This is a genomic window from Natronomonas sp. (genome assembly GCF_047616845.1).
Taxonomy (GTDB): Archaea; Halobacteriota; Halobacteria; order Halobacteriales; family Haloarculaceae; genus Natronomonas.
Map to the genome: position 1 here is coordinate 1 of NZ_JBLGBY010000024.1, position 22,888 is coordinate 22,888.

Below are 22,888 nucleotides of genomic sequence, written 5' to 3' on the forward strand. Positions count from 1 at the left end.
CGTTAGTCAACTCGTCACACGCTGGTACTGCACGAAAGAGCGGATCCGGTTCGATTCGCCGAGCGACCAGCACTGGCCCTTGTGGCAGGTGAGCCCGCGGTTCTCCGGCCGCGAGAGGACGGCCACGATGGAGTTGCGAGCGATCCGGTTTCCTCCACGAGCTCCCTCGCCGTGAACGCCATGTCGTCCTTTTATGCGAGGAAGACGAGAACCGTATCCGGGTTGCTCAGCTCCTGAAGATCTTCCTCCAAACTTGAGTCGAACCGTTCGATGTCGATGGGCAGGGTCGCCAATACGCCCGAAGTGACATATATGTAATTGGTGTAAGTGGCGTCACTCGCTCGGCTCGCGGACGGCCATGCCGGCGACGTAGTCGGTGAGGTCGGTCGCCGAGATAATGCCGATGGCGGTGCCGTCCTTGTCGACCACCGGGATGTGACTGATGTCATGTTCGACCATCCGACTCGCCACGCGCGGAATCGGCACGTCCGTGGCGGTCGTGATGATGTCCGTCGTCATGTGGTCGCCGACGGTGGTCTTCGTCTTCGGCGTGCCCTGGGCAACGATGTCGACGAAATCGGTCGACGTGAGGATGCCGATGGGTTCGCAGTCGTCGTCGATGGCGACGATTGATTTGATTCCCTCCTGGAGCATCGCGTCGGCGATCTCGTCGACCAGTGCCTCCGGTTCGACCGTCAACACGGGTTCGGTCATGAGCTGACCGACGTCGGTGTCTTGCATAGCCCTCCCTTCGACGGAACGGGGAATGAAGCTTCGTGTTGCAACAATTCGAGGGCGAGCGCGGGGCGAGGACGGCGAAACGACACGCCTCGACCGCAAGCGAAAAGCGATATACCGCTCGCCACGTTTCGACCAGTATGGAGTACCACGAGGCGGCGAACTTCCTGTTCGACCTCCGTCGGTACCCGTCGCGGACGGGCATCGAGCCCACGCGACGGCTTCTCGAGCATCTCGATACCCCGGACGACGACCTCCGAGTCGTACAGATTGCGGGGTCGAACGGGAAGGGGAGCACCGCCCGCATGGTCGAAAGCGTGCTTCGCGAGGCGGGCTACGACGTCGGCCTGTTCACTTCGCCCCACCTCGACGACCTTCGCGAGCGCGTTCGCATCAACGGCCGCAAGGTCTCGAAACGCGCCGTCCGTGCGTTCGCCGAAACCGTCAAGCCGTACGCCACGAGCGAGGCCGCTGCCGGGGTCTCGCCGACTTTTTTCGAGGCGACGACGGCGCTTGCGGCCTGGGCGTTCGCCCGCGCGGATGTCGACATCGCCGTCTTCGAGGTCGGCATCGGCGGCAAACATGACGCGACGAGCGCCCTCGACCCCGAGGCGTCGGCGGTCACGAACGTCACGCTCGAACATGCCGACATCCTCGGGGATACGGTCGCCGAAATCGCCCGTGACAAGGCCGCCGTGACGCCCGACGAGAACCCCCTCGTCACCGCCGCGGAGGGGGACGCCCTCGAGGTCATCGAATCGGTCGCCGGACGCCTCGTCCGCGTCGGAGACGAGGATGACTGCGATATTCAGATTGAGGACGGCGGCCGAATCGGCGTCGAGCAGGCCGTCGCCATCGACGGCGACGAGTGGGCAGCCAGCACGCAGCTCCCACTGTTGGGCGCCCACCAGGCTCGGAACGCGGGCGTCGCGGCGGCGCTCGCCCGACAGCTGGGCGACGTGTCGACCGATGCCATCGAGCGCGGCCTCCGGAACGCCCACTGGCCGGGCCGCTTCGAGGTCATGAACCAGTCGCCGCTCGTCGTCCTCGACGGCGCGCACAACCCCGGCAGTTGCGCCGGTCTCGGCGACACGCTCGCTACGTTCGAGTACGACGATCTCCATCTCGTCTTCGGCGCGATGTGCGACAAAGACCACGCCGAGATGGCCGAGGCACTGCCGACCGCCGACCACGTCTACACCTGCCGGCCGGATTTCGAGCGGGCTGAAACGCCCGAGGCGCTGGCGGCCGTCTTCGAAGCCGAAAGCGACGCCGCTGTCCGGGCGAACGACGCAGTCAGTGATGCCGTCGAGACGGCGCTTGCCGCCGCCGACGAGGGTGATGCGGTCGTCGTCTGTGGCTCACTGTTCGTCGTCGCCGAGGCGAGACGGCGCTGGACGCGGAACTACGTCCCGAAACGCGTTCCAGACCTCGATACCGCAGCCTCGGTGCTCGAACGCGCCGACGTGACCGAGGGCGGCGTCTACCGGATGCGCGGCAAGGGCGTCCACCGTGTCGTCGCAACGCGCGTCCAGCCGCGCCAGGCGAGGTATCTCAAACAGGAGCTCCTCTCGCTCGGCGGCGAGTGTGCGACTTCCGGTATCACCATTCAGGAGCGCGAACTCGTTGACGTGGTGTTGATGGGGACACTCGCACAGTTCAAGCGCCTCGCCGGGAAACTCGACGGCCAGCGGTACGGCCTTTCGGCTGTCGCCGACGACCTCCGAGAGACGCTGGATATCGGCACCGACGCAGCCGGCGCTGACTATCCCTGGACTGACGGTACTGCCGTCATGGGCATTCTGAACATCACGCCCGACTCCTTCTACGACGGCGGGCGTTACGAAGCCATCGAGGACGCCGTCGCACAGGCCGAACGGATGGTCGAGGAGGGCGCCGACATCATCGATGTCGGCGGGGAGTCGACCCGGCCGGGCGCCGAACCGGTGCCCGTCGAGGCCGAAATCGACCGGGTCGTCCCTGTCATCGAGGCCATCTCGGAGATGGATGCGCTCGTCTCCGTCGACACGCGGAAGGCCGACGTGGCCCGCGCGGCGCTCGACGCCGGCGCCGATATCCTCAACGACGTGTCGGGGCTGGAAGACCCCGAAATGCGGCTCGTCGCCGCCGACCACGATGTCCCGGTCGTCGTAATGCACTCTATCAACGCGCCGGTCGACCCCGACGTTGACGTGGCGTACGACGATGTCGTGACGGACACTATCGATGCACTCACCGAGCGCGTCCTCCTCGCGGAGAAGGCGGGGCTCGACCGCTCGCAGATCATCATCGACCCCGGTCTCGGCTTCGGGAAATCGGCCGCCGAGAGCTTCGAGCTGCTCGGCCGCCTTGACGAGCTCGATGCCCTGAACTGTCCGGTGCTCGTCGGCCACTCGCGGAAGTCACTGTTCGACGCTGTCGGCCTCGCGGATTCCGACGGCCGGCTGTCAGCAACGGTCGCGGGCAGCGCGCTCGCGGCCGAACGCGGCGCCGACATCGTCCGCGTTCACGACGTTGCCGAGAACGTGGCGGCGGTTCGGACGGCCGAAGCAGCCGAAACGCCCCGGCGATTCGAGGAGTAATCGCGTGGCGTGGCACTCAGCCACATAAATAAGCGACAGGGATTTGTAACGTCGCGTATGCTCTCGCGTGATGCCGCCACGGAGCGATTGCTCGACGCGAAAGACGACGCCGACATCCGGTTCGATGACCTCGCAACGACGGTCGATCGTGACCCGGTATGGGTCGCGGCCGCCGTCTACGGACAGGTGAGCATGAGCGTCGACGAGGCTGACGCACTCTGCTCGGCGATGGGCGTCGACGACCCCGAGGTTCGGGCGTTGTTGCAGTCTCCGGCGACGACGAAAGGTGAGGACGACCCCACATTCCGTCGGATCCAATGCTGTACCGACTCTACGAGATTCCGCAGGTCTACGGTGACGCCATCAAAGCTGTCGTCCACGAGGAGTTCGGTGACGGTATCATGTCGGCCATCGATTTCGAATGTCACGTCGACCGCATCGAGGCCGAAGTGGCAACCGCGTGCGCATCACCTACGAGGGCAAGTTCCTCCCGTATCAGAAATGGTAGGAGAGAGCGATCCCTGATACTACCGGCTGTAACTATCTGAAGCGATACCGTCCGAAATTCCGCGTTCCAGCCCCACGTAATCCGAATATCTCGAAACGATCGGTACGGAATTACAGCCGGCAGTATGAACGCTCGTGCAGCTTTCGCCGACGGAGTTATGCTGATTCGTTTGCATGTACGTGTGTTGCGATGCCTGAGGAATCCCCGATTCGCGTCCTCCACGTCGAAGACGACCGGCCGTTCACCGACATGTGCAAGGAGTTTCTGGAGCAGGAGTCCTCGATAACGGTGGCGGCCGAACACGACGCGGACGCGGGGTTGCGTCGCTTCGAGGAGGGTGACATCGACTGCATCATCAGCGACCACGACATGCCTGGCCGAACTGGCCTTAACCTCCTTCGGGCGGTTCGGGAGCGTGACTCGGATGTTCCGTTCATTCTATTCACCGGCAGGGGTAGCGAGGAGGTGGCGGCCGAAGCGCTGGAAGCCGACGCGACCGACTACCTACAGAAGGGCGGCCTCGAGATGGTGCAGTTGCTTCGGAACCGAATCCAAAGCGCCGTCTCCGAGTACCGCATCGCGACGTCGTACGCCGAGTACAAGACTATCGTCGAGTCGATTCACGACCCCGTTTACGTCCTCGACGAGCGCGGCCAGTTCACCTATGTCAACGACGCCTTCTTGGAGTTGACCGGCTACGACCACGAGGACGTCATCGGGCACGATCCCTCCATCATCAAAAGCGAGCCGATGATAGAGCGAGCCGAGGGCGAGCTCGGGCGGATTCTCTCGACTGAGGGCCCCGAGGACACGGTGTTCGAGGTCGAGATTACGACCGCCGGTGGTGAGACGATCATCTGTGAAGACCACATGGGGACGCTGCCGTTCGAGAGTGCCGGGTTCGAGGGGTCTGCCGGCGTCCTTCGGAACATCAGCGACGAGCGCCACGCCGAACACCGCGCGGCGTTCCTCGAAGGGGTCGTCGAAGCCACCGGTGTCGGCATCGCTGTCTACACCGCTGACGGACGCTTCGAGTACGCCAACAGCGCATACGCAACGCTGCTCGCGACGACGGTCGACGACCTCCTTGGGTCGTTCGTCTGGGAGCACAGCCCGGCCCTCGATCCCGTGCGGTTCGACGACTACTGGGCCTCGTACGAGCGCGGCGAAACGCGCGAACACGTGGCGACCCACGAGCGGCCCGACGGCGAGACCGTTCCCGTTCGGACGATTACGACCTGCGAGAAGATACACGGCACCGTCTATCACTTCGGGACGATCTACCGGCGCGACCGGGAGTGAGCGGGTGGCGGTTGCCGTCGCCGCTACCGCCGACGGCCGTCAGTCCGTCGTCGCGGCCTCGGCTTCGGCTTCCCGTTCGACCTCCCGACCGTAGATGTCCTCGATTTCGGCCTCGAAGGCCGACCGGATGTTCCGGCGCTTCTTCTTCATCGAGGGCGTCAACAGGTCGTTGTCGGCCGTCCACTCCGTGGCGACGAGGCGGAACTCCTTGATGGTCTCGTGTTTCGCGAGTCGCTCGTTGATGCGGTCGACCTCCTCGCCCACCCACTCGTGGACGCGCTCGTCGTCGATGGCCGCTTCGGGGTCGTTCGGGAGGTCGATACCCTCGTCGTCGGCCCACTCGAACAGTTCGTCGACGTTCGGCTTGATGACCGCGCCGATGAATTTCTCATCGTCGCCGACGACCATTATCTGGTCGACGCGCGCGGAGGTGGCGAACTCGTCTTCGATGGGCTCCGGCGCGACGTTCTTCCCGGTATCGAGGACGATGAGGTTCTTCCGGCGGTCGACGAACCGGTAGTAGCCGGCCTCGTCGCGGGCGACGATGTCGCCGGTGCGGAACCACCGTCCGGAAGAGCGCTGCTCTTCCGGCTTCCTGCTCGCTTCGCTCGCGGGAACGTCCTCGGTGAACGCCTCGTCGGTCTTGTGGGGTTTGTTCCAGTAGCCCTCGGTGATGTTCGGCCCTTTCGCGAGCAGTTCGCCGACCTCGCCGTCGACCTCCGCTTTCGTCGTCTCGTTGACCACGTCGGGGTCGAGCCGGACGTCGACGTCGACCAGTTCCGGCCCCATCGTGCCGATGCGGATCTCCTCGGGCGGATTGAACGTCAGCCCCGGCGCGGTTTCGGTGAGGCCGTACCCTTCGACGATGGTGATGCCCATCGAACGGTACAGCCGGGCCAGGGATTCCGCAAGCGACCCACCGCCGGAGATGAACAGGTCGATGTTGCCCCCGAGGGCCTCCCGCACCTGCGAGAAGACGAGTTTGTCGGCGACAGAGAGCTTCGCCCGCTGGATGAAACTCGGATTCTCGGCCTTGTCGTATTCCTGTGCGGCGTCGACCGACAACTCGAAGATGCGCTTGCTGACCGCCGAACTCCCCGCTTCCTCGCGGATGCCGTTGTAGATGCGCTCGTACACGCGGGGGACGGCCGCCGCCACGTCCGGCTGTACCGTCTGGATGTCCTCTGCGACGGTGTCGCTGCTGGCCGCGTACGCGAGCGTGATGCCCGACCCGAAGCTCTGGAAGTGGTTCGCCCGCCCAAAGGCGTGGGCAAGCGGCAGAAAGGAAAGCGAGGTCATTCCTGCTTCGAGCACGGGCACGTCGTCGGGTTTGTCCGGCCGTGGCCCGAGACGTTTGCGGATCTGGTTCATGCAACTGCGCCAGTTCTTGTGGGTCAACTCGACGCCTTTCGGGTCACCGGTCGTCCCCGAGGTGTACACGAGGCTGGCGAGGTCGTTCCAGTTCTGGTCGTCGACCCACGCGGAGACGACCTCGTCGTCGTACCCCTCGCTGCCGAGTTCGTACACCTCATCGAGGGTGTAGACATCGATGTCGAGTGCGTCGCCGGCGTCGCTGGCCTCGAGCAGGACGGCGAAATCGATGTCGACCTCGTCTTCGACGGCCTCGATGCTCGATAAGAGTTCCTCGCTTTCGACGACGACGCCCGTCGAGCCCGGGTCGTTGAGGAGGTATTCGACCTGGTTCGACGACGATTCGGTGTAGACGGTCGTGACGACGGCCCCGGCCGTCATGAGCGCGATGTCGGCCTGGGCCCACTCCATCCGCGTGTCGGCGTAGATGCTCACGCGGTCGTCGGGATCGACGCCCAACTCACGGAAGCCAGCCGCCAGCCGGCGGACGATATCCGACGTCTCGTGGTACGTCAGCTCCGCGTACTCGCCGTCGGGAGCGGCGGGGACGATACTACCGTCGACCAGGGCTCGGTCGTAGACGCCCCCCTTGTACATCTGACAGATGCCGTTGCCGTACCGCTCGACGGCGTCGAAGAACATCCGCGGAATCGTCGTCTCCCCGATTACCTCGTCCGTATACTCTTGTTCTGCCTCTCGCCAACTCATAGGTGCGTGGTATTACCACACCTACTTGAATCTACCCTGAAAATTGCCGCTTTCGTGGCGTCTCACGGTGGCGTACCCCTATCCCCCGTCGGCGCCGCACTCCCGGAACAGGTCGACGTAGTCGCGCGCGACGGCGGTGTGGTCGAACTCCGCGAACGATTCATCGAGGTTCTGGAACGGCAACTCCCACGCCTCCTCGATGGCGTCGTCGAGCGCCTCCATGTCGGTGACGCGGATGCCGCGCTCGCGACGTTCGACGAGTTCGTGGGCGCTTGAGGCGCCCTGATACTCCACGACGCCGACGCAGCCAGCAGCGAGTGCCCACAGCAACTCCTCGGCGAAGTGGGTTCGTTTCGCGGTCTGGACGAACGTGTGGGCGCCCCGGTAGATGGCGATACGCTCCTCCCGTCCGCACTCGCCGGCGAACTCGATTCGGTCACGGATAGAGAGGTCGCGGGCCTGCCGTTCGTAATCGGCGCGCTCGGGGCCGTCACCGATGACCGTCGCCGTCCAGTCGTCGCGCCCGCGGAGTTCAGCGAGCGCGAGCAGGAGGCTCTCGAGGTTCGCGTCGGCGTCGAGATGCCGGGCGTACACCACCTCGTGGCGGTCGGTCGGCGGCGTCGATTCCACGAGTGAGAACTCGATGCTCTGGGGGCTGATCGTCGTCGTTTCCGCTGTGGCGCCGCACTCTCGGACGCGGGTTCGGTGTAGTTCCGAGGGAGTGACGACCCGCGTTGGCAGCCGCGCGGCGGCACCGCGCCACGCCGAATCGAGTGCGCCGGGTTCGTCGCCGAACCAATCACAGATGACGGGCGCACGCGCGAGCGTGCCACCGATTCGCGCCGAGACGACGGCGCCAGCGGGCGACGGCGAGACGAGCACCACGTCCGGGTGGTGGCGGGCAAGCAGGCCCGGAATCCGCGTGAAAAACAACGGCTTGGTGTCGAACGTGACGGCCTCGTAGGTGATACCGTCGAGTTCGATTCGGCGCCCGGAGTCCTCCCACCAGCCGACACAGTAGACGGTGACATCGTGGCCGAGGTCGGCGAAATCCGATGCGAGCCGCTTCAGGCGGAGGGCGCCCGTCCGCTCGGTTTCCGGCGGGGGCGTTTCGAGAACGACCGCAATCTGCATGCCCCCGACGACGGAGCGGGGTGGCAAAAAGGGCGCGGAACCCGACGGCGGTGCCCATTCGCCGCACGGGCCGAACCGATATTAGCGCCAGCAACCGATACGTGCCGTCCTCAGCGGACGACGGTCACCGCGCGTTTTCGAGTTCCTCCAGAGCGCCCGGATTCTCGATGGAAGACATATCGCCGAGGTCTTCGCCCGTGTACGTCGCCTGGATTGCCCGCCGGATTATCTTGCCCGACTGCGTCTTCGGGAACTCGTCGACGAATAGCACCTCGCGGGGCCGGAACGGTTTGCCGTGTTCCTCGCCGACCTTCTCGCGGAGTTCTTTTTTGAGCGCCCCGCTTTCCTCGTAGCCGGGTTCGAGGACGACGTACGTGACGACGGCCGTCCCGGTCGTGTCGTCGGGCACGCCGACGGCGGCGGCTTGATTGACCGCCTCGTGTTCAATCAAGGCGCCCTCGATTTCGGCGGGGCCGACCTTCCGGCCGGCGACGTTCAAGGCGTCGTCGGCCCGCCCGTGGAGATACCAGAAGCCGTCCTCGTCCTTCTGGGCCCAGTCGCCGTGGTCCCACATCGGCGGCTCCTTGAACGACGACCAGTATTCGTGGCGATAGCGCTCGTCGCCGCTCCACAGCGATTTCGTCATCGACGGACAGGAGTCGCGAGCGACGAGGTAGCCGCGCTCGTGGTCGTCGGCGACGGATTCGCCCGTCTCGTCCACGATGTCGATGTTCATCCCGAGGCCGGGGCCGCCGAGCGTGCAGGGTTTCAGCGACTGGATGGGCATCGGCATGAGGAAGCAGCCGAAAATCTCGGTGCCGCCGGAGATGTTGATGATGGGCGTCTCGCCGTTGCCGACCTCCTCGTAAAACCACATCCACGATTCGGGGTCCCACGGCTCGCCGGTCGACCCGAGCAGGCGGAGACTCGAGAGGTCGTGGTCTTCGATCCACTCGTCGCCCTGCTTGCGGAGGGCGCGAATCGCAGTCGGCGAGATGCCGAACTGCGTGACGTCGTGGCGGTCGATCATCTCCCAGAAGCGGTCGGGTTCGGGGTGGTCGGGCGCGCCCTCGTACATCACCATCGTTCCGCCGAAGGTGTGGGTGCCGATGAGCTGCCACGGCCCCATCATCCAGCCGATGTCCGACACCCAGAAGAAGCGGTCGGAGGGCTTCAGGTCGAAGCCGAAATAGACCTCCTTTGCAGCCTGCAGTTGCCCGCCGGCGTGGGTGTGGACGATGCCTTTCGGCTTGCCGGTCGTTCCCGAGGAGTACAGGAGCATGCACTCGTCCTCGGAGTCCAACTCGACGGTTTCGTAGTCGTCGTCCTGCTCGGCCACGGAGTCAGCCCAGTACTCGTCGCGGCCCTCGGTCATCGAGGGGTCGGAGTCGTCGAAGCGCCGGTAGACGACGACGTCCGAGACGTCGTGGTCGGCTTCCTCGATGGCTTCGTCTGCGGTGTCTTTCAGCGTCACCTGCGACCCGCGGCGGTAGAAGCCGTCGGCGGTAAACAGGAGGTCGGCCTCGGGGTCTTCGATTCGGGTGGCGGTCGCATCCACGCCGAAGCCGGAGAAGATGGGGACGGCGATGGCACCGGCCTTGAAACAGCCGTACATGATGGAGATGACCTCCGGAACCATCGGCATGTAGAGTGCAACGGTGTCGCCTTTCTCGATGCCGACCGAGTTGAGGTAGTTCGCGACCTGATTCGACTGGCGTTTCAGTTCGTGGTAGGTGAAGTTGCGCGTCTCGCCGTCCTCGCCTTCCCAGAGACAGGCGACCGTGTTGCGGCGCTCCTCGCCACGGGCAGCGTGGCGGTCGACCGTGTTGTGAGCGATGTTCAGCTCCCCGCCCGGATACCAGTGGGTGAACTGCGGCCCGTCGCTGTCGTCGCGCACCGTGTCGTACTCCTCGTACCACTCGATGCCGAGATAGTCGGGGAGTTCGTCCCAGAACCACTCGACGTTCTCGGTGGTGCGTTCGATGAGCTCGTCGTAGTCCTCGATGTCGTACTCCTGCATGAACTCGTAGACGTTCGTGGATTCGACGAACTCTTGGTCGGGTTCGTACACCACCTCGTCGAATTCCTCTAAGGACTCCATATCGCCACATGTTCGTAGCCGTCGGCAAGTAGTTTTCCTCCGGGAGAAACGGAGAATCTGTTTGGTGTTTATATTTCGAGGGGGAACGGTTTTGCGTGGGCCCTACTTACGGGGTTGCATGTACGTCCGGGACGCACGCAACCGCGATGAGGCCTGGCTATTAGACCACATCGAGGAGATGGGCCTGGACGAGACGTCGTTCCGGTCGCGGGACTACGTCATCGCCGTCGACGAGGAGTCAGACGCACGGGCCGGCTTCGGCCGAATCCGCATCCACACGACCGAGGAGGAGGTGTGTGAACTCACGAGCATCGGCGTCCTCGACAGCTGGCGCGACCAGGGCGTCGGCGCCCACGTCATCGAACGGCTCGTCGACAGCGCCGAAGCGAAGGGGTTCGACCACGTGTACGCGCTCACGAGTTCCCACGAGTACCTCTCGCAGTTCGGGTTCGAGGGAGTCTCAGACGACCAGCTGCCGGACGTGCTCCAGAAACGTCTCGACGAGAAACGGGAGTCGCTCGACCTCGAGGCGGTGCCGATGCGTATCGATACGGAGCGGTTCAAGATGTCCGAGGAGCTCCGCGACCGCTTCAAGATGGCCGCCGAAGAACAGGCCGAACCCGAGCCCGAAGAGTCCGCCGAGGACTTCGGTATCGACTCCGACGAGGCGACCTACAAGTACGACACGAGCTAGGTAGTGCCGTCGCAAGCCGCACCCTCAGGAATTACCGAGCCGCGACAGTCGTCCCATCATTGACTGAGATACTGTCGGCGACCTGCACCGTGAGATACGTCGCGATGAACCCGAGCGCGTAGCCGAGCAGGTGGACGTAGAGGTTGACGACGCCGGTCGTGACCGACGGACCGGGGAACGCGGCCAGCGGCACGAGAAGCGTCAAAAACAGCCCGAGCGAGGCAAGCTCGAAGTGACCGGCGACGCCCGAGGCAGCTTTCACGTTCGGCAGGAACGCGTCCCGGTTTTCGGTGACCGACAGCGCATACAGCGTCGCCGCAAGCAGTGAAGCGACCGCGAGGCCGTACGTCTCGAAGGAGTTGACGCTGACGGTGGCGATGAGCGCCAGGCCGACGAAGAAGAGCGCACTCGAGGCATCGAGCGCATCGTCGAGGTCGAAGTAGGTCTGCAGGTAGCCCGTCACCGCCAGCGGCAGGAAGCCAACGAAGGCCATCAGGACGCCCGAGAAGCCGACGGCAAGGCCGGGACGCTCGATAGCAAGGTTTAGATACGACAGCGCAACCGGGAACGCAAGGAGGAACGTCACGAAAGCGACGTAGAACCGCTTTCGGTGGCCACTTAGCGCGCTCAGAAGGTACGTCACGGGAACGATGAGCAGATAGCCGCCGACGTTCGACAACAGGTGGCCGATTTCGAGATGGATGTAGTTCGCCGTAAACGCCGTCACCGGCGTCGGGGCGCCGTACGAAAAGAGGTACGCACGACGCAGTTCCATCGGCAACAAGAACACGGCGACGAGCGCGACCGGCACGGCACAGAGCGCGACGACATCGACCAGCCGGAACGAGGCAAAAAGGACTCCCAAGAACGGTTGGTCGAGTTCGCGATTGCTCACAGACATTACCAGTCCATATGAGAGTGGACTGTAAGTACCGGTGTCCGCTTTCAATGCTCGTAACGGGTTCGGAAGACGAAGGGATTTTTCGGTACCTGACTGCGCCGCGGTCGGTCGGTGGTGACCCGCCAACGCTTAAGCCCACCCGGCCGCTTTTCTCGACAATGTTCGACCCCGACGATCTCGAAGCGATTCGCGAGGGCCACGACCGCTGGGCGGAGGAGACGTACGGCCCGACGGTCGAGCGCTTCGGGGAGCGCAAAGAGGCGTTCACGACTGACACGGGCGGCCAGGAGGTCGACCCGCTGTACACACCTGCCGATGTCGCCGACCTCGACAACGACGAGGACATCGGCTTTCCCGCGGAGGAACCCTACACACGCGGCGTCTACTCGACGATGTATCGCGGGCGACTGTGGACGATGCGACAGTACGCCGGCATGGGTACCGCCAGCGAGACGAACGAGCGGTTCAACTACTTGATGGACGAGGGCCAGACCGGCCTCTCGATGGCCTTCGACCTGCCGACGCAGATGGGGTACGACTCCGACTCCGCGATGGCGGAAGGCGAGGTCGGCAAGGCCGGCGTCGCCATCGACTCGCTGGACGACATGGAGACGGTCTTCGACGGCATCCCGCTCGATGAGGTGTCGACGTCGATGACCATCAACGCGCCCGCGTCCGTGCTGCTCGCGATGTACATCGCCGTCGGTGACAGACAGGGCGTCGACCGCGAGGAGCTCCGCGGCACCATCCAAAACGATATCTTAAAAGAGTACATCGCGCGCAACACCTACATCTTCCCGCCGGAGCCGTCGATGCGTATCATCACGGACATCTTCGAGTTCTGTGCCGAGGAGGTTCCGAACTTCAATACCATCTCCATCTCGGGGTATCACATCCGGGAGGCCGGCGCCACCGCGGCTCAGGAGCTCGCGTTCACGCTCGGCGACGGCATCGAGTACGTCGAAGCCGCAATCGAGGCCGGCCTCGATGTCGACGAGTTCGCGCCACAGCTTTCCTTCTTCTTCAACGCCCACAACAACATCTTGGAGGAGGTCGCGAAGTTCCGCGCCGCCCGGCGGATGTGGTATCGCATCATGGAGGAGCGGTTCGACGCGGAAAAGCCCGCCTCGAAGCAGTTGAAGTTCCACACCCAGACCGCTGGCTCCACGCTGACGGCACAGCAGGTCGAGAACAACGTCGTCCGCGTGGCGTATCAGGCGCTTGCGGCCGTCCTCGGCGGCACCCAGAGCCTCCATACGAACGGCAAGGACGAGGCGCTGAGCCTGCCGACCGAACAGTCCGTCCGTACGGCGTTGCGCACCCAGCAAATTCTCGCGCACGAATCCGGCGCGGCCGACACCATCGACCCGCTCGCGGGGAGTTACTACGTCGAATCGCTCACTGACTCCCTGGAAGAGGAGGCCTTCGAACTCCTTGATGAGGTCGACGAGCGCGGTGGGATGCGGCCGGCTGTCGAGAACCAGTGGGTGCAGGGACAGATTCAGGACGTCGCCTTCGAGCGGCAGCGCGAAATCGAGTCCGGCGAGCGCATCATCGTCGGCGTCAACGAGTATCAGGTCGACGAGGAGCCCAAAGAGAACATCGAGGAGGTCTCCGAAGCGGAGCAGCGCCAACAGCGAGAGCGCGTTCAGGAACTCCGCGAGGAGCGCGATGAGGAGGCCGCCCAGGCGGCGCTGGCTGCCCTCAAAGACGCCGCAGAGGGTGACGAGAACGTCATGCCATACATCGTCGACGCGGTGAAGGCGTACGCGACGACGGGCGAAATCTGCAACGCGATGCGGGATGTCTTCGGCGAGTACCGGGCCGGCATCTGACCGCGAACGCGGGTTATTTCCTGCCGGGCGGCGACGCCCCGATATGCGCTTCGACCATGCCGGCGTCGCAACGAACGACGCCGAAGGCCTCGCGTTCCTCTACGAGGATGTCTTTGGCTGTGAAATCGCCCACGAGGAGCGGTTCAACGAACTTCACGTCATGTTTCTGGAACTCGAGAACGGCTACTTCGAGCTGCTCGAACCACAGGGGGAAGGAACCATTTCACGATATCTGGAGAACCACGGTGCTGGGCTGCACCACATCGCCCTGGAGACCGACGACATCGAGTCGTCCCTGGAGCAGGCAACCGATGTCGGTGTCGAACTCATCGATGAGGAGCCGCGCCGTGGGGCGTGGGGTCATCAGGTCGCTTTCCTCCATCCCGAATCGACCGGCGGCGTCCTCGTCGAACTCGTCGAGCACTGACCGTCGTCACGCTTATTCGGCATTCAGCCCAGTCGGTACATATGCCCGTTACGACGCCGGTCTGTGAGACGCTCGGCATCGACCACCCGATAGTCCAGGCGCCCATCGGGAGCGCGACTCGGCCGGAACTGGCCGCGGCGGTGTCGAACGCTGGCGGCCTCGGGACGCTCGCAGTGACTTGGATTCCGCCGGACGTCGCCCGCCGCCGCGTCGAGGAGACGCGGGAATTGACCGACGCGCCGTTCGGCGTGAATATTGTCCTCGACGAGGACGCGAAAGAGGTCGACACCGCCGACCATCTGGATGCGATACTGGACGCTGGCGTTCCCGTTGTCTCGTTCTCCTTCGGCGATGCCTCGGGCTACGTCGACCGCGTCCACGACGCGGGCGCGAAGGCACTCGTCACCGTCGGCAGCGCCGAGGAGGCCAGACAGGCCGAGGCGGCCGGCGCTGACGCCGTCGTCGCACAGGGTTGGGAATCCGGCGGCCATATCCAAAGCGACGTTGCAACCCTGCCGCTCGTCCCCCGCGTTTCGGATGCGGTCGACGTTCCCGTCATCGCCGCCGGAGGCATTGCGGATGGCCGTGGCGTTGCGGCCGTCCTCGCAGCCGGCGCCGATGGCGCCTGGCTCGGCACGCGATTCGTCGCGACCGAGGAGGCCGCCGTTGAGGAACTCTACCGCGAGCGCATCGTCGAGGCCGACGAGACGGCGACGTTCCGCGGCGAGCTGTTCGATGCGGGCTGGGAAGGGATGCCCCACCGGACGCTCCGGAACAGCACTATCGAGGCGTGGGAACAGGCCGGTCGCCCCGAATCGGGCGAGCGCCCCGGCGAGGGCGAAACGGTCGCCGAGTACCCCGGTGGCCATCCCATCAAACGATACGGAGACGACCTACCGATGAAAGGCGTCGAGGGCAACATCGAAGCACTTGCCCTCTATGCGGGCCAAAGCAGCGGGCTGACTGACGAAATCAAGCCTGCTGCAGAGGTCGTCGAGGAACTCGTCCAAGAGACCGAAGCGCGAATCGAGGCGATTGCAGTGCTTATCGAATAGCCGGGGAGGAAACGAGCTCCGGCTGATTATACAAGCAGCGGCTTCAGACATCTACGCAAAGACAGAGATAGCATCCGCGCGCCGGAGGCGCGCGGGACCAAGGCCCGACCGTAGGGAGGGCCGCCGTGTCTTTTTCATGAAAGTTTTTGCCGGGCGGCCGCAGGCCGCCCGTGCAAAAAGTTTCAGCCGAAGTTCTCGGCTTTTGCTTTGTCGGAATCGCCACCGGCGGCCTCGATCGCGGCTTCGGCGTCGTCGAGGAAGTCGGCGAAGCCGTAGATGAACACCTGCTCGTCGTCGTCGTTCGTGAAGACGGCCGCGACTGCATCGGTGAGATCCTCGGATTCGGTAAGGACGAACACGTCGGCGCCCGAATCCGCGAGCGTGGCGAGGCGCCCCTCGTGTAGTGGTTCGTCATCGCGGTAGACGACGGCGGCCTCGTGGCCATCCGCGAGCGCGCGCTCGGCGATAGCGACCGCGGGGCCGACGCCGGGGCCGCCCGCTAGGACGACGACGCGGGGTTCGCCCACGTAGTAGTCACTGCCGAAGGGGCCGGTGATGGTGACGGTGTCGCCGGCCTCGATACTCAGGAGATACTCGCTGAAGGCGCCGCCGTCCTCCGGGTCATATGAGATGGTGAACTCGAACGTCTCGTCGGTGTTCGGCGAGGAGACGGTGTAGAAGCGGCCCTCGGTTTCGCCATCGATGGTAGTCGAGAGCTTGACGAACTGGCCGGGGTCGGCGTCGAACCCGGGCGGGGTTTCGAGGTCGATGGCGACGGCGTCGGGGCCGATGTCGTGAACGGCGGCGACGGTCGTCTCGATAGGTTCCATGCCTTCTATGGGCGACTGTGGGGGGAAGGCGTTTACGGAGCAAGACCGGGACGTACCCCGTCGGTCGGTTCGCGCATGTCACTCGTTAAAATAGTCGCTCGGCGCCCGTAACGTGGAAATCCGGTCAACTACGGCAATATTCAGAAGGCTTAACGTCCGTCGTGCAGAACCCCGACGTAGTATGCCAGAGGACCTTAACTGGGCCGTCGGCGGAGAGGCCGGCGACGGGATCGACTCCACCGGGAAGATCTTCGCCCAGGCGCTTTCTCGTGCGGGGCGCCACGTCTTTACTTCGAAGGATTTCGCCTCCCGAATCCGGGGCGGATACACCGCGTACAAAGTACGGACGTCGGTCGACCGCGTGGAAAGCGTCGTCGACAGACTCGACATCCTGATCGCACTCACACAGCGAACCGTTGACGAGAACCTCGATGAGCTCCACGACGATTCCATCATCATCTATGACGGCGAGCGGTCGATGATGTCGGACTTCGAGGCGCCCGGCGAGACGAGGGGCCTCGACGTGCCTCTCAAGCGGCTTGCGGAGGACGCCGGCGGCGCCATCATGCGCAACATCGTCGCGCTCGGTGCCGCCTGTGCCGTCAGCGATTTCAACATCGAGTATCTCGACGAATCGCTCGAGAAGCGCTTCGGCGGCAAGGGCGAAGCTATCGTCGAGAACAACAAGAAGGCCGCCCGACTCGGCGCCGAGTACGTCCAAGAGGAGTACGACTTCTCGACGCCGTACGACCTTGAGACGACGGATAACGACTACGTCCTCCTGAACGGCGACGAGGCCATCGGCATGGGCGCTATCGCCGGCGGCTGTCGGTTCTACGCCGGCTACCCCATCACGCCCGCGACGGACGTGATGGAGTATCTGAAGGGTCGCGTCGAGAACTACGGCGGCGTCGTCGTGCAGGCCGAAGACGAACTGTCGGCCATCAACATGGCGCTCGGTGCCGCACGCGCCGGCGCTCGCTCGATGACCGCCACGTCCGGTCCGGGTATCGACCTGATGACCGAGACGTTCGGTCTCGTGGCGACCTCCGAAACGCCGCTCGTCATCTGTAACGTCATGCGCTCCGGCCCGTCGACCGGGATGCCGACCAAACAGGAACAGGGCGACCTCAACGGGATGCTCTACGGCGGCCACGGCGAGGTGCCGCGCTTCGTTCTGGCGCCGACGACCATCTCGGAGTGTTTCCACAAGACCATCGAGGCGTTCAACCTCGCCGAGAAGTACCAGCTGCCGGTGTATCTCACGGCAGACCTCTCGCTTGCGGTCACCGAACAGACCTTCGAACCCGAGGAGTTCGACATGGACGAGGTCGAGATCGACCGCGGCAAGGTCGTCGACGACGACACCATCGACGAGTGGACGAACGAGAAGGGGCAGTTCAAGCCCCACGCGCTCACTGAAGATGGCGTCAGTCCGCGCTCGTTCCCTGGCACGGAGGGTGGCGCTCACATGTCCACCGGTCTCGAACATGACGAACTCGGCCGCCGTACCGAGGAGACCGACATGCGCGTCGAACAGGTCGACAAGCGCGACCGGAAGGTCGAAACCGCAATCGAGCGGGAGAACTTCGATTACCGAGAGTTCGGCGTCGCGGACGCCGATACGCTCGTCATCTCGTGGGGCTCCAACGAGGGCGCCATGCTCGAAGCGCTGGAGTATTTCGATGAGGACGGCCTGGACGTCCGGTTCATCTCGGTGCCGTACATCTTCCCGCGTCCCGACCTCACCGAGGAGATCGAGGCTGCCGACGACGTCATCGTCGTCGAGTGTAATGCGACGGGGCAGTTCGCCGACCTCATCGAACACGACGCCCTGACGCGAGTAACGCGCATCAACAAATACAACGGCATCCGCTTCAAGGCGGACGAACTCGCCGAGGACGTCAAGGAGGCGCTCGGTGAGGCCACGGAGGTGGAAGCATGAGCGACGTTCGATTCACAGATTTCAAATCCGACAAGCAGCCGACCTGGTGTCCCGGATGCGGTGACTTCGGGACGATGAACGGTATGATGAAGGCCCTGGCCAACACCGGCAACGACCCCGACAACACGTTCGTCGTGGCCGGCATCGGCTGTTCCGGCAAGATCGGGACGTACATGCACAGCTACGCGCTGCACGGCGTCCACGGCCGCGCTCTCCCCGTCGGGACGGGCGTGAAGATGGCCAACCCCGAACTCGAAGTGATGGTCGCCGGCGGTGACGGTGACGGTTACTCCATCGGGGCTGGCCACTTCGTCCACGCTGTCCGCCGCAACGTCGACATGACCTACGTGGTCATGGACAACCGCATCTACGGCCTGACGAAGGGGCAGTTCTCCCCGACCTCGCGTGAGGACTTCGAGACCTCGACCTCGCCCGATGGCACGAACCAGCAGCCAGTCAATCCGCTGGCGCTCGCACTGGCCGCTGGCGGTACGTTCATCGCCCAGTCGTTCTCCTCGGACTCCCAGCGACACGCCGAAATCGTCCAGGAGGCCATCGAACACGACGGCTTCGGCTTCGTAAACGTCTACTCGCCGTGTGTCACGTTCAACGACGTCGACACCTACGATTACTTCCGCGACGCCATCGTCGACGTCGGCGACGAGGAGTTCGACCACGACTCCTCCGACTACGACGCGGCGAAAGACCTCATCATGGATCGTGACAAGGAATATCAGGGCGTCATCTACCAGGACGAAAACTCCGTCGGCTACGAGAAGCGTGAGGGCGTCGACGCGCCGATGACCGACATTCCGGACGGCGCGCCCGAAGACGCGATGGATCTGGTTCGAGAGTTCTACTAAACTCCCACTTTTTGCACGCGAACGCGGGTCGAGCGCTTCGCGTGCAAAAAGTTCGAAGTATAGCGGGAGGACGATTTGAACGTCCGGTCTCCGGGTTATGAGCCCGGCGGAATCTCCTGGCTATCCCATCCCGCTATTATCTCTTAGTCGGGTGCCCGATGTAAGGGTTGTGATTCGGAAGCCGTCCGTCACATCTTCTCGTATCGAGCGGGCGGCTATCGTTCCAGATGGACGCGCCAGGTAATGAGGCTCTCAGCGACGTAGTTGAGGGTCATACCGACGCCGATGCCGATGCCGTTGGCCACCGTCGGCCAGAAGTCGGCGCCGAACACGACCAGTTCGATATCCGTCCACGATGTGAGGACGAACAGCGTCCCGAAGGCGACGGCGAGGCCGCCGATGCGAACCGCGTGCGATTTCCCGTATCTGCGGAGCCACGACCGGATGCCGTCACCGCCCTCGCCCGCGAACGTCCAGCGGTCATTGAGCAGGAACATGAGCGTGATGGACGCTTCGGCGCCGACTGCCTTCGCCAGCAGTGGCTGCAGGGCGAGGCCGGCGGTGAGTACCGCGACGATGACGGTTTCAAGCGTCGCGCCTGCGACGCCGACGGAGACGAACTGCCCGAGGCGATCCGCGGAAGCCAGGGCGCGCAACCGCGCTCGGACGACTCCAACGAGGCTCACTTCACTGCCTCCCACCGCGATGTACCTGTTCGCGGTCGACGAGCGGTGGCGTCTCTTCCCGCGTCGCTGCGATGGCGCCATGGAAGCGGCTGTTCTGGAGTCGCTTCGCGCGGTGCCGCGTGGTGAAAAGTGCCGCGCCCAGAGAGAACGTCGTCGAGACGGGGTCGACGGTCGACCCAGGCATATCCTCCCACTTGATGGGCACCTCGACGATGTCGAGGCCGAGCGCGGCCGCCATCGCGAGCAGTTCGACGTCCCACGCGAACCCCGGTTCGTACAGATGGGTGCGGACGCGTTCCCATGCCTCGGCCGTGAGCGCCTTCGCGCCACACTGATAATCGTACAGCTCCGCATCGAGGAGGCGACGAGCGAACCACGCGAACCCATCGCCGAGGAACCGACGGGCGAACGTCTGGTGGCCGACGACGTGGGCGTCAGGGTGGCGGCGTGAGCCCGCCGCGACATCGGCGCCTTCGAGGGCATCGACAACGCGGGCGAGTTCGGAAGCGGGCGTGCTCCCGTCGGCGTCGGCGAAGGCGAGCCGGTCTGTATCGATGGCTTCGAAGCCTTCGGTGATGGCAGCGCCCTTGCCGCGGCGATAGGGGACACTGTTGACCTCGACTGTGGGAACGTCGATCGACGAGACGGCCTCCGATGCCGTGGCGTCCGGGTCGTCGAGTTCGATCCGGACGACGTGGGGGTCGAGCTCGTCGACGATATCGCGGAGGTACGCCTCGAGTCGGGGGACTGAGGGTTGGAGGGCGGGGATGACGACCCCGAGGCGTGTCATATCCGTTCCTCACATCCCGTTCCGCAAAAACGGTTCGGCTCGCCACTGCCGACTCCATAAGACGTATAGGGGTGCACGTCGCCGATACGGGTGATGGAATACGGGCTCGTCGTGCTCTGGCTGGCGATGTACCTCGTTGTCGGGCTCGCTACGCTACCGCTCGCAGCTGCACTGTTCTCGCGCTTCCACGATGCTGGCGCCGCCTTCGCCATCCCGGTCGGGCTCGCCGTCATCGGCATCGTCGGCTATCTGGTGGGCCACCTCGTGTTTGGCTGGCCAGCCCTCATCGTTGCACTCGTCGTCATCGTCGCCGCCAGCGCGACGGTCGGTGACCGTGATGCCGTCGACGAGCGCGCCTACGCTGAGGCCGGCGTTGTGTTCACACTCGGCTTCCTCCTCATCGTCGCGCTCCGGTCGGTCAACCCCGCTATCGCACCCCTACCACTGGCGATCGGCGAGAAGTTCCTCGACTTTGGCCTGTTGCAGACGCTGCTCCGGGCCGGCGCGCTCCCACCGGAGGATATGTGGTTCGCCGGCGAGAGCGTTCGCTACTACTACGGCGGCCACATGCTCACCGCGCTATTGACGCTTTTCACCGGCACTGCACCGCGGTTTGCGTACAATCTCGCGCTCGCAGGGTTCTATGCCTCGCTGGTCACGGGAGCCTACGGGCTTGCCGGTGCCATCGCGGCCAACCACGGCTCGTCACCGCGAGTCGCCGGTGGCATCAGCGCCTTCTTCGTCGGCATCGCCGGCAACCTCCACACTGCGGGCCGGGTCTTGGCGTGGCTGCTCCCCGACGGGCTTCTCACTTCGATTCCAGGCATCGACGCGGAACTGCTTGCGTGGACGCCCGCGGAGTTCTCCTATTGGTCTGCGAGTCGCGTCATCGACGGCACGATAAACGAATTCCCGCTTTTCGCGTGGCTCAACGGTGACCTCCACGCACACATGATGAGCACGCCGTTCCTGCTTCTGGTGGCGGCGCTGTGTTACAGTTATTGGCAGACGCCAGCGGCCGAGCAGACACGTCGTCGGCTGCTGTTGGCGGCAGTCGTCCCCGTCGCCGGGCTGTTGGCGATCATCAACACGTGGTCGTTCCCGACAGCAGGCGGGCTATTGGTGCTGACAATCGCGTTCGCTCCGACCGATCCGGCGACGCTGTTGCCGCCGTCGCTGGCCGAGCAGCTACCGCCGCGGGATGGAATCGCTGAGGAACTCCGACGTGATGGACTTGCGGTTCTCACCGCCGTCCTCGTCCTGCTTGTCGGTGGCCTCCTCGTCCTCCCATTCTGGCTCGGCAGCGCCAGCACGCGGAGCGTTGGCGTCCTGCCACCACGAAGCGGCCTTGGCGGGCTGTTGCTCGTTCACGGTGGCTTCCTCCTTGCCTTCGTGCCGTACCTCGCGGGGCGAGCGGCCGAGCACATCGACCCGAAACGACCATCGCGCGCGGTGGCGTGGGCCATCATCGCCACCGTTCTCATCGTCGGCCTCGCCGTGGCTGGCTTCGCGGCGGCGGCGCTTTTCGGCCCGCTCCTCATCGTGGCATGGCTGTTGCTCCGGAGCCGAACCGACGTCGGCTTCGAGACGGTGTTGATGATCGGCGGCTTCGGCCTCGTGCTCCTCGTAGAGTTCGTCTACATCATCGAGCCACAGTACCAGGGCACCGACCTCGAACGCCTGAACACGGTGTTCAAAACGTACATGCAGGTATGGGTCATCTGGTCGCCGGCGGCGGGTGTTGCGCTGGCGCGGCTTCTCGACCCGTCCTCGGCACTTCCCGAACTCGATACGCAACGCTGGCGAACGGTCGGCGCCACCATCGTCAGCGTCGTTCTGCTCGTGACGGCGCTGTATGCGGGCTTCGCCGTGCCGGCACAGCTCGGCAACGAGCCGGTCGGTTCCGAGGAACGAACGCTCGACGGGGCAGCGTACACCTACGCGGTGTATCCGGACGAGGCCGCGGCTATCGATTGGCTGAATCGCCGGCAGGGACAACCGAACATCGTCACCGCTGCGCCGGGTGGCTATCGGTGGAACCCTGATGAGGGGAAGGGTGCGTCCGCGCCGGCGAGCCTCACCGGCGTTCCGACCGTTCTCGGGTGGTTCCACGAGGAGCAGTATCGCGGCGAGGAACCCTACCAGCGCCGTCTCGCGGACGTGACGACAATCTACGAAGGGTCGACGGAGCGACAGACCGAGCTGCTCGACCGCTATGGAGTCGAGTACGTTTACGTCGGGCCGGCGGAACGCAACGCCTACGACCTCACCATCGAGCAACACCCGGCACTGGAACCCGTGTTCCGGGAGGGCGACGTGGTAATCTACGAAGTTCGTCGGCAGTGAACAGGCGGTTGGCTGCCCGGCGACCGACCGCGCGGTATCCGAACGGTCGCCGGTGAATCGTCAGAGCATACG

18 protein-coding genes, 1 tRNA gene and 1 pseudogene are annotated in these 22,888 nt (G+C 64.5%); 11 read left to right on the forward strand and 9 right to left on the reverse strand.

Features of this window, described 5'->3' with window-relative positions:
* Window positions 1–333: 333 nt before the first annotated feature.
* On the reverse strand, window positions 334–741 hold the full coding sequence (locus ACI8UR_RS06505) for a CBS domain-containing protein (RefSeq protein ID WP_411714739.1): 408 nt from the start codon (window positions 739–741) through the stop codon (window positions 334–336).
* 137 nt (window positions 742–878) lie between these two features.
* Here ACI8UR_RS06505 and folP point away from each other — a divergent pair, with 137 nt between their 5' ends.
* The 4 genes and pseudogenes from folP (at window position 879) to ACI8UR_RS06525 (ending at window position 5,130) form a co-directional block, all read left to right on the forward strand.
* Window positions 879–3,320: a dihydropteroate synthase gene (gene folP, locus ACI8UR_RS06510; RefSeq protein ID WP_411714738.1), complete on the forward strand. Its 2,442-nt coding sequence runs from the start codon at window positions 879–881 to the stop codon at window positions 3,318–3,320.
* Window positions 3,321–3,377: 57 nt separating this feature from the next.
* A pseudogene (locus tag ACI8UR_RS06515) lies at window positions 3,378–3,524 on the forward strand (hypothetical protein); the annotation flags it as partial.
* A 113-nt stretch (window positions 3,525–3,637) separates the two neighbouring features.
* The gene (locus ACI8UR_RS06520; RefSeq protein WP_415087688.1) at window positions 3,638–3,868 is read left to right on the forward strand and encodes a hypothetical protein; all 231 of its coding nucleotides are present in this window, start codon (window positions 3,638–3,640) and stop codon (window positions 3,866–3,868) included.
* Window positions 3,869–4,017: 149 nt separating this feature from the next.
* Complete coding sequence (locus ACI8UR_RS06525) at window positions 4,018–5,130, forward strand: PAS domain S-box protein (protein ID WP_415087689.1); 1,113 nt, start codon at window positions 4,018–4,020, stop codon at window positions 5,128–5,130.
* A gap of 39 nt (window positions 5,131–5,169) precedes the next feature.
* On the opposite strand, the gene ACI8UR_RS06530 is transcribed toward ACI8UR_RS06525, so the two are convergent.
* From ACI8UR_RS06530 to ACI8UR_RS06540, 3 genes are all read right to left on the reverse strand, one after another.
* The gene (locus tag ACI8UR_RS06530; RefSeq protein WP_415087690.1) at window positions 5,170–7,209 is read right to left on the reverse strand and encodes an AMP-dependent synthetase/ligase; all 2,040 of its coding nucleotides are present in this window, start codon (window positions 7,207–7,209) and stop codon (window positions 5,170–5,172) included.
* Window positions 7,210–7,287: 78 nt separating this feature from the next.
* Window positions 7,288–8,343 carry a glycosyltransferase gene (locus tag ACI8UR_RS06535; protein ID WP_411713960.1) on the reverse strand — a complete coding sequence of 352 codons (1,056 nt, stop codon included), beginning with the start codon at window positions 8,341–8,343 and terminating at the stop codon, window positions 7,288–7,290.
* Window positions 8,344–8,467: 124 nt separating this feature from the next.
* Window positions 8,468–10,444, reverse strand: coding sequence for an AMP-binding protein (locus ACI8UR_RS06540; RefSeq protein ID WP_411713961.1), 1,977 nt, complete (start codon window positions 10,442–10,444; stop codon window positions 8,468–8,470).
* 118 nt (window positions 10,445–10,562) lie between these two features.
* On the opposite strand from ACI8UR_RS06540, the gene ACI8UR_RS06545 reads away from it, so the two are divergent.
* A complete protein-coding gene (locus ACI8UR_RS06545) occupies window positions 10,563–11,138 on the forward strand; it encodes a GNAT family N-acetyltransferase (RefSeq protein WP_411713962.1) in 576 nt (191 codons plus the stop codon).
* A gap of 31 nt (window positions 11,139–11,169) precedes the next feature.
* Here the strand turns inward: ACI8UR_RS06545 and ACI8UR_RS06550 are convergent, their stop codons facing one another.
* Entirely contained in the window at window positions 11,170–12,033 is an 864-nt protein-coding gene (locus ACI8UR_RS06550) for a hypothetical protein (protein ID WP_415087691.1), read from the reverse strand.
* 164 nt (window positions 12,034–12,197) lie between these two features.
* Between ACI8UR_RS06550 and ACI8UR_RS06555 the strand changes: the two genes are divergently transcribed.
* The 3 genes from ACI8UR_RS06555 to ACI8UR_RS06565 are packed head-to-tail and all read left to right on the forward strand — an operon-like array spanning window position 12,198 to window position 15,356.
* Window positions 12,198–13,874, forward strand: coding sequence for a methylmalonyl-CoA mutase (locus ACI8UR_RS06555; RefSeq protein WP_411713964.1), 1,677 nt, complete (start codon window positions 12,198–12,200; stop codon window positions 13,872–13,874).
* Between the two features lie 43 nt (window positions 13,875–13,917).
* Window positions 13,918–14,301, forward strand: a complete 384-nt coding sequence (gene mce / locus ACI8UR_RS06560) for a methylmalonyl-CoA epimerase (RefSeq protein WP_411713965.1) — start codon at window positions 13,918–13,920, stop codon at window positions 14,299–14,301.
* A 41-nt stretch (window positions 14,302–14,342) separates the two neighbouring features.
* Complete coding sequence (locus ACI8UR_RS06565) at window positions 14,343–15,356, forward strand: NAD(P)H-dependent flavin oxidoreductase (RefSeq protein ID WP_411713966.1); 1,014 nt, start codon at window positions 14,343–14,345, stop codon at window positions 15,354–15,356.
* Between the two features lie 182 nt (window positions 15,357–15,538).
* Here ACI8UR_RS06565 and ACI8UR_RS06570 read toward each other — a convergent pair whose 3' ends face one another.
* Window positions 15,539–16,186 (reverse strand): FAD-dependent oxidoreductase, encoded by a 648-nt coding sequence (locus tag ACI8UR_RS06570; RefSeq protein WP_411713967.1) that lies wholly within the window; start codon window positions 16,184–16,186, stop codon window positions 15,539–15,541.
* A gap of 181 nt (window positions 16,187–16,367) precedes the next feature.
* Between ACI8UR_RS06570 and ACI8UR_RS06575 the strand changes: the two genes are divergently transcribed.
* Both ACI8UR_RS06575 and ACI8UR_RS06580 read left to right on the forward strand, forming a co-directional pair.
* Entirely contained in the window at window positions 16,368–18,131 is a 1,764-nt protein-coding gene (locus ACI8UR_RS06575) for a 2-oxoacid:acceptor oxidoreductase subunit alpha (RefSeq protein ID WP_411713968.1), read from the forward strand.
* Window positions 18,128–18,994: a 2-oxoacid:ferredoxin oxidoreductase subunit beta gene (locus ACI8UR_RS06580; protein WP_411713969.1), complete on the forward strand. Its 867-nt coding sequence runs from the start codon at window positions 18,128–18,130 to the stop codon at window positions 18,992–18,994. The genes ACI8UR_RS06575 and ACI8UR_RS06580 overlap by 4 nt, the downstream gene beginning before the upstream one ends.
* Before the next feature lie 60 nt (window positions 18,995–19,054).
* Here the strand turns inward: ACI8UR_RS06580 and ACI8UR_RS06585 are convergent.
* The 3 genes from ACI8UR_RS06585 to ACI8UR_RS06595 form a co-directional block, all read right to left on the reverse strand.
* Window positions 19,055–19,129 (reverse strand) — tRNA-Met (locus ACI8UR_RS06585).
* Between the two features lie 80 nt (window positions 19,130–19,209).
* Entirely contained in the window at window positions 19,210–19,680 is a 471-nt protein-coding gene (locus ACI8UR_RS06590) for a GtrA family protein (protein ID WP_411713970.1), read from the reverse strand.
* 1 nt (window position 19,681) lies between these two features.
* Window positions 19,682–20,470 (reverse strand): glycosyltransferase, encoded by a 789-nt coding sequence (locus tag ACI8UR_RS06595; protein WP_411713971.1) that lies wholly within the window; start codon window positions 20,468–20,470, stop codon window positions 19,682–19,684.
* A 93-nt stretch (window positions 20,471–20,563) separates the two neighbouring features.
* Here ACI8UR_RS06595 and ACI8UR_RS06600 point away from each other — a divergent pair, with 93 nt between their 5' ends.
* Window positions 20,564–22,816, forward strand: a complete 2,253-nt coding sequence (locus ACI8UR_RS06600) for a DUF2298 domain-containing protein (protein ID WP_415087695.1) — start codon at window positions 20,564–20,566, stop codon at window positions 22,814–22,816.
* Window positions 22,817–22,888 lie beyond the last annotated feature (72 nt).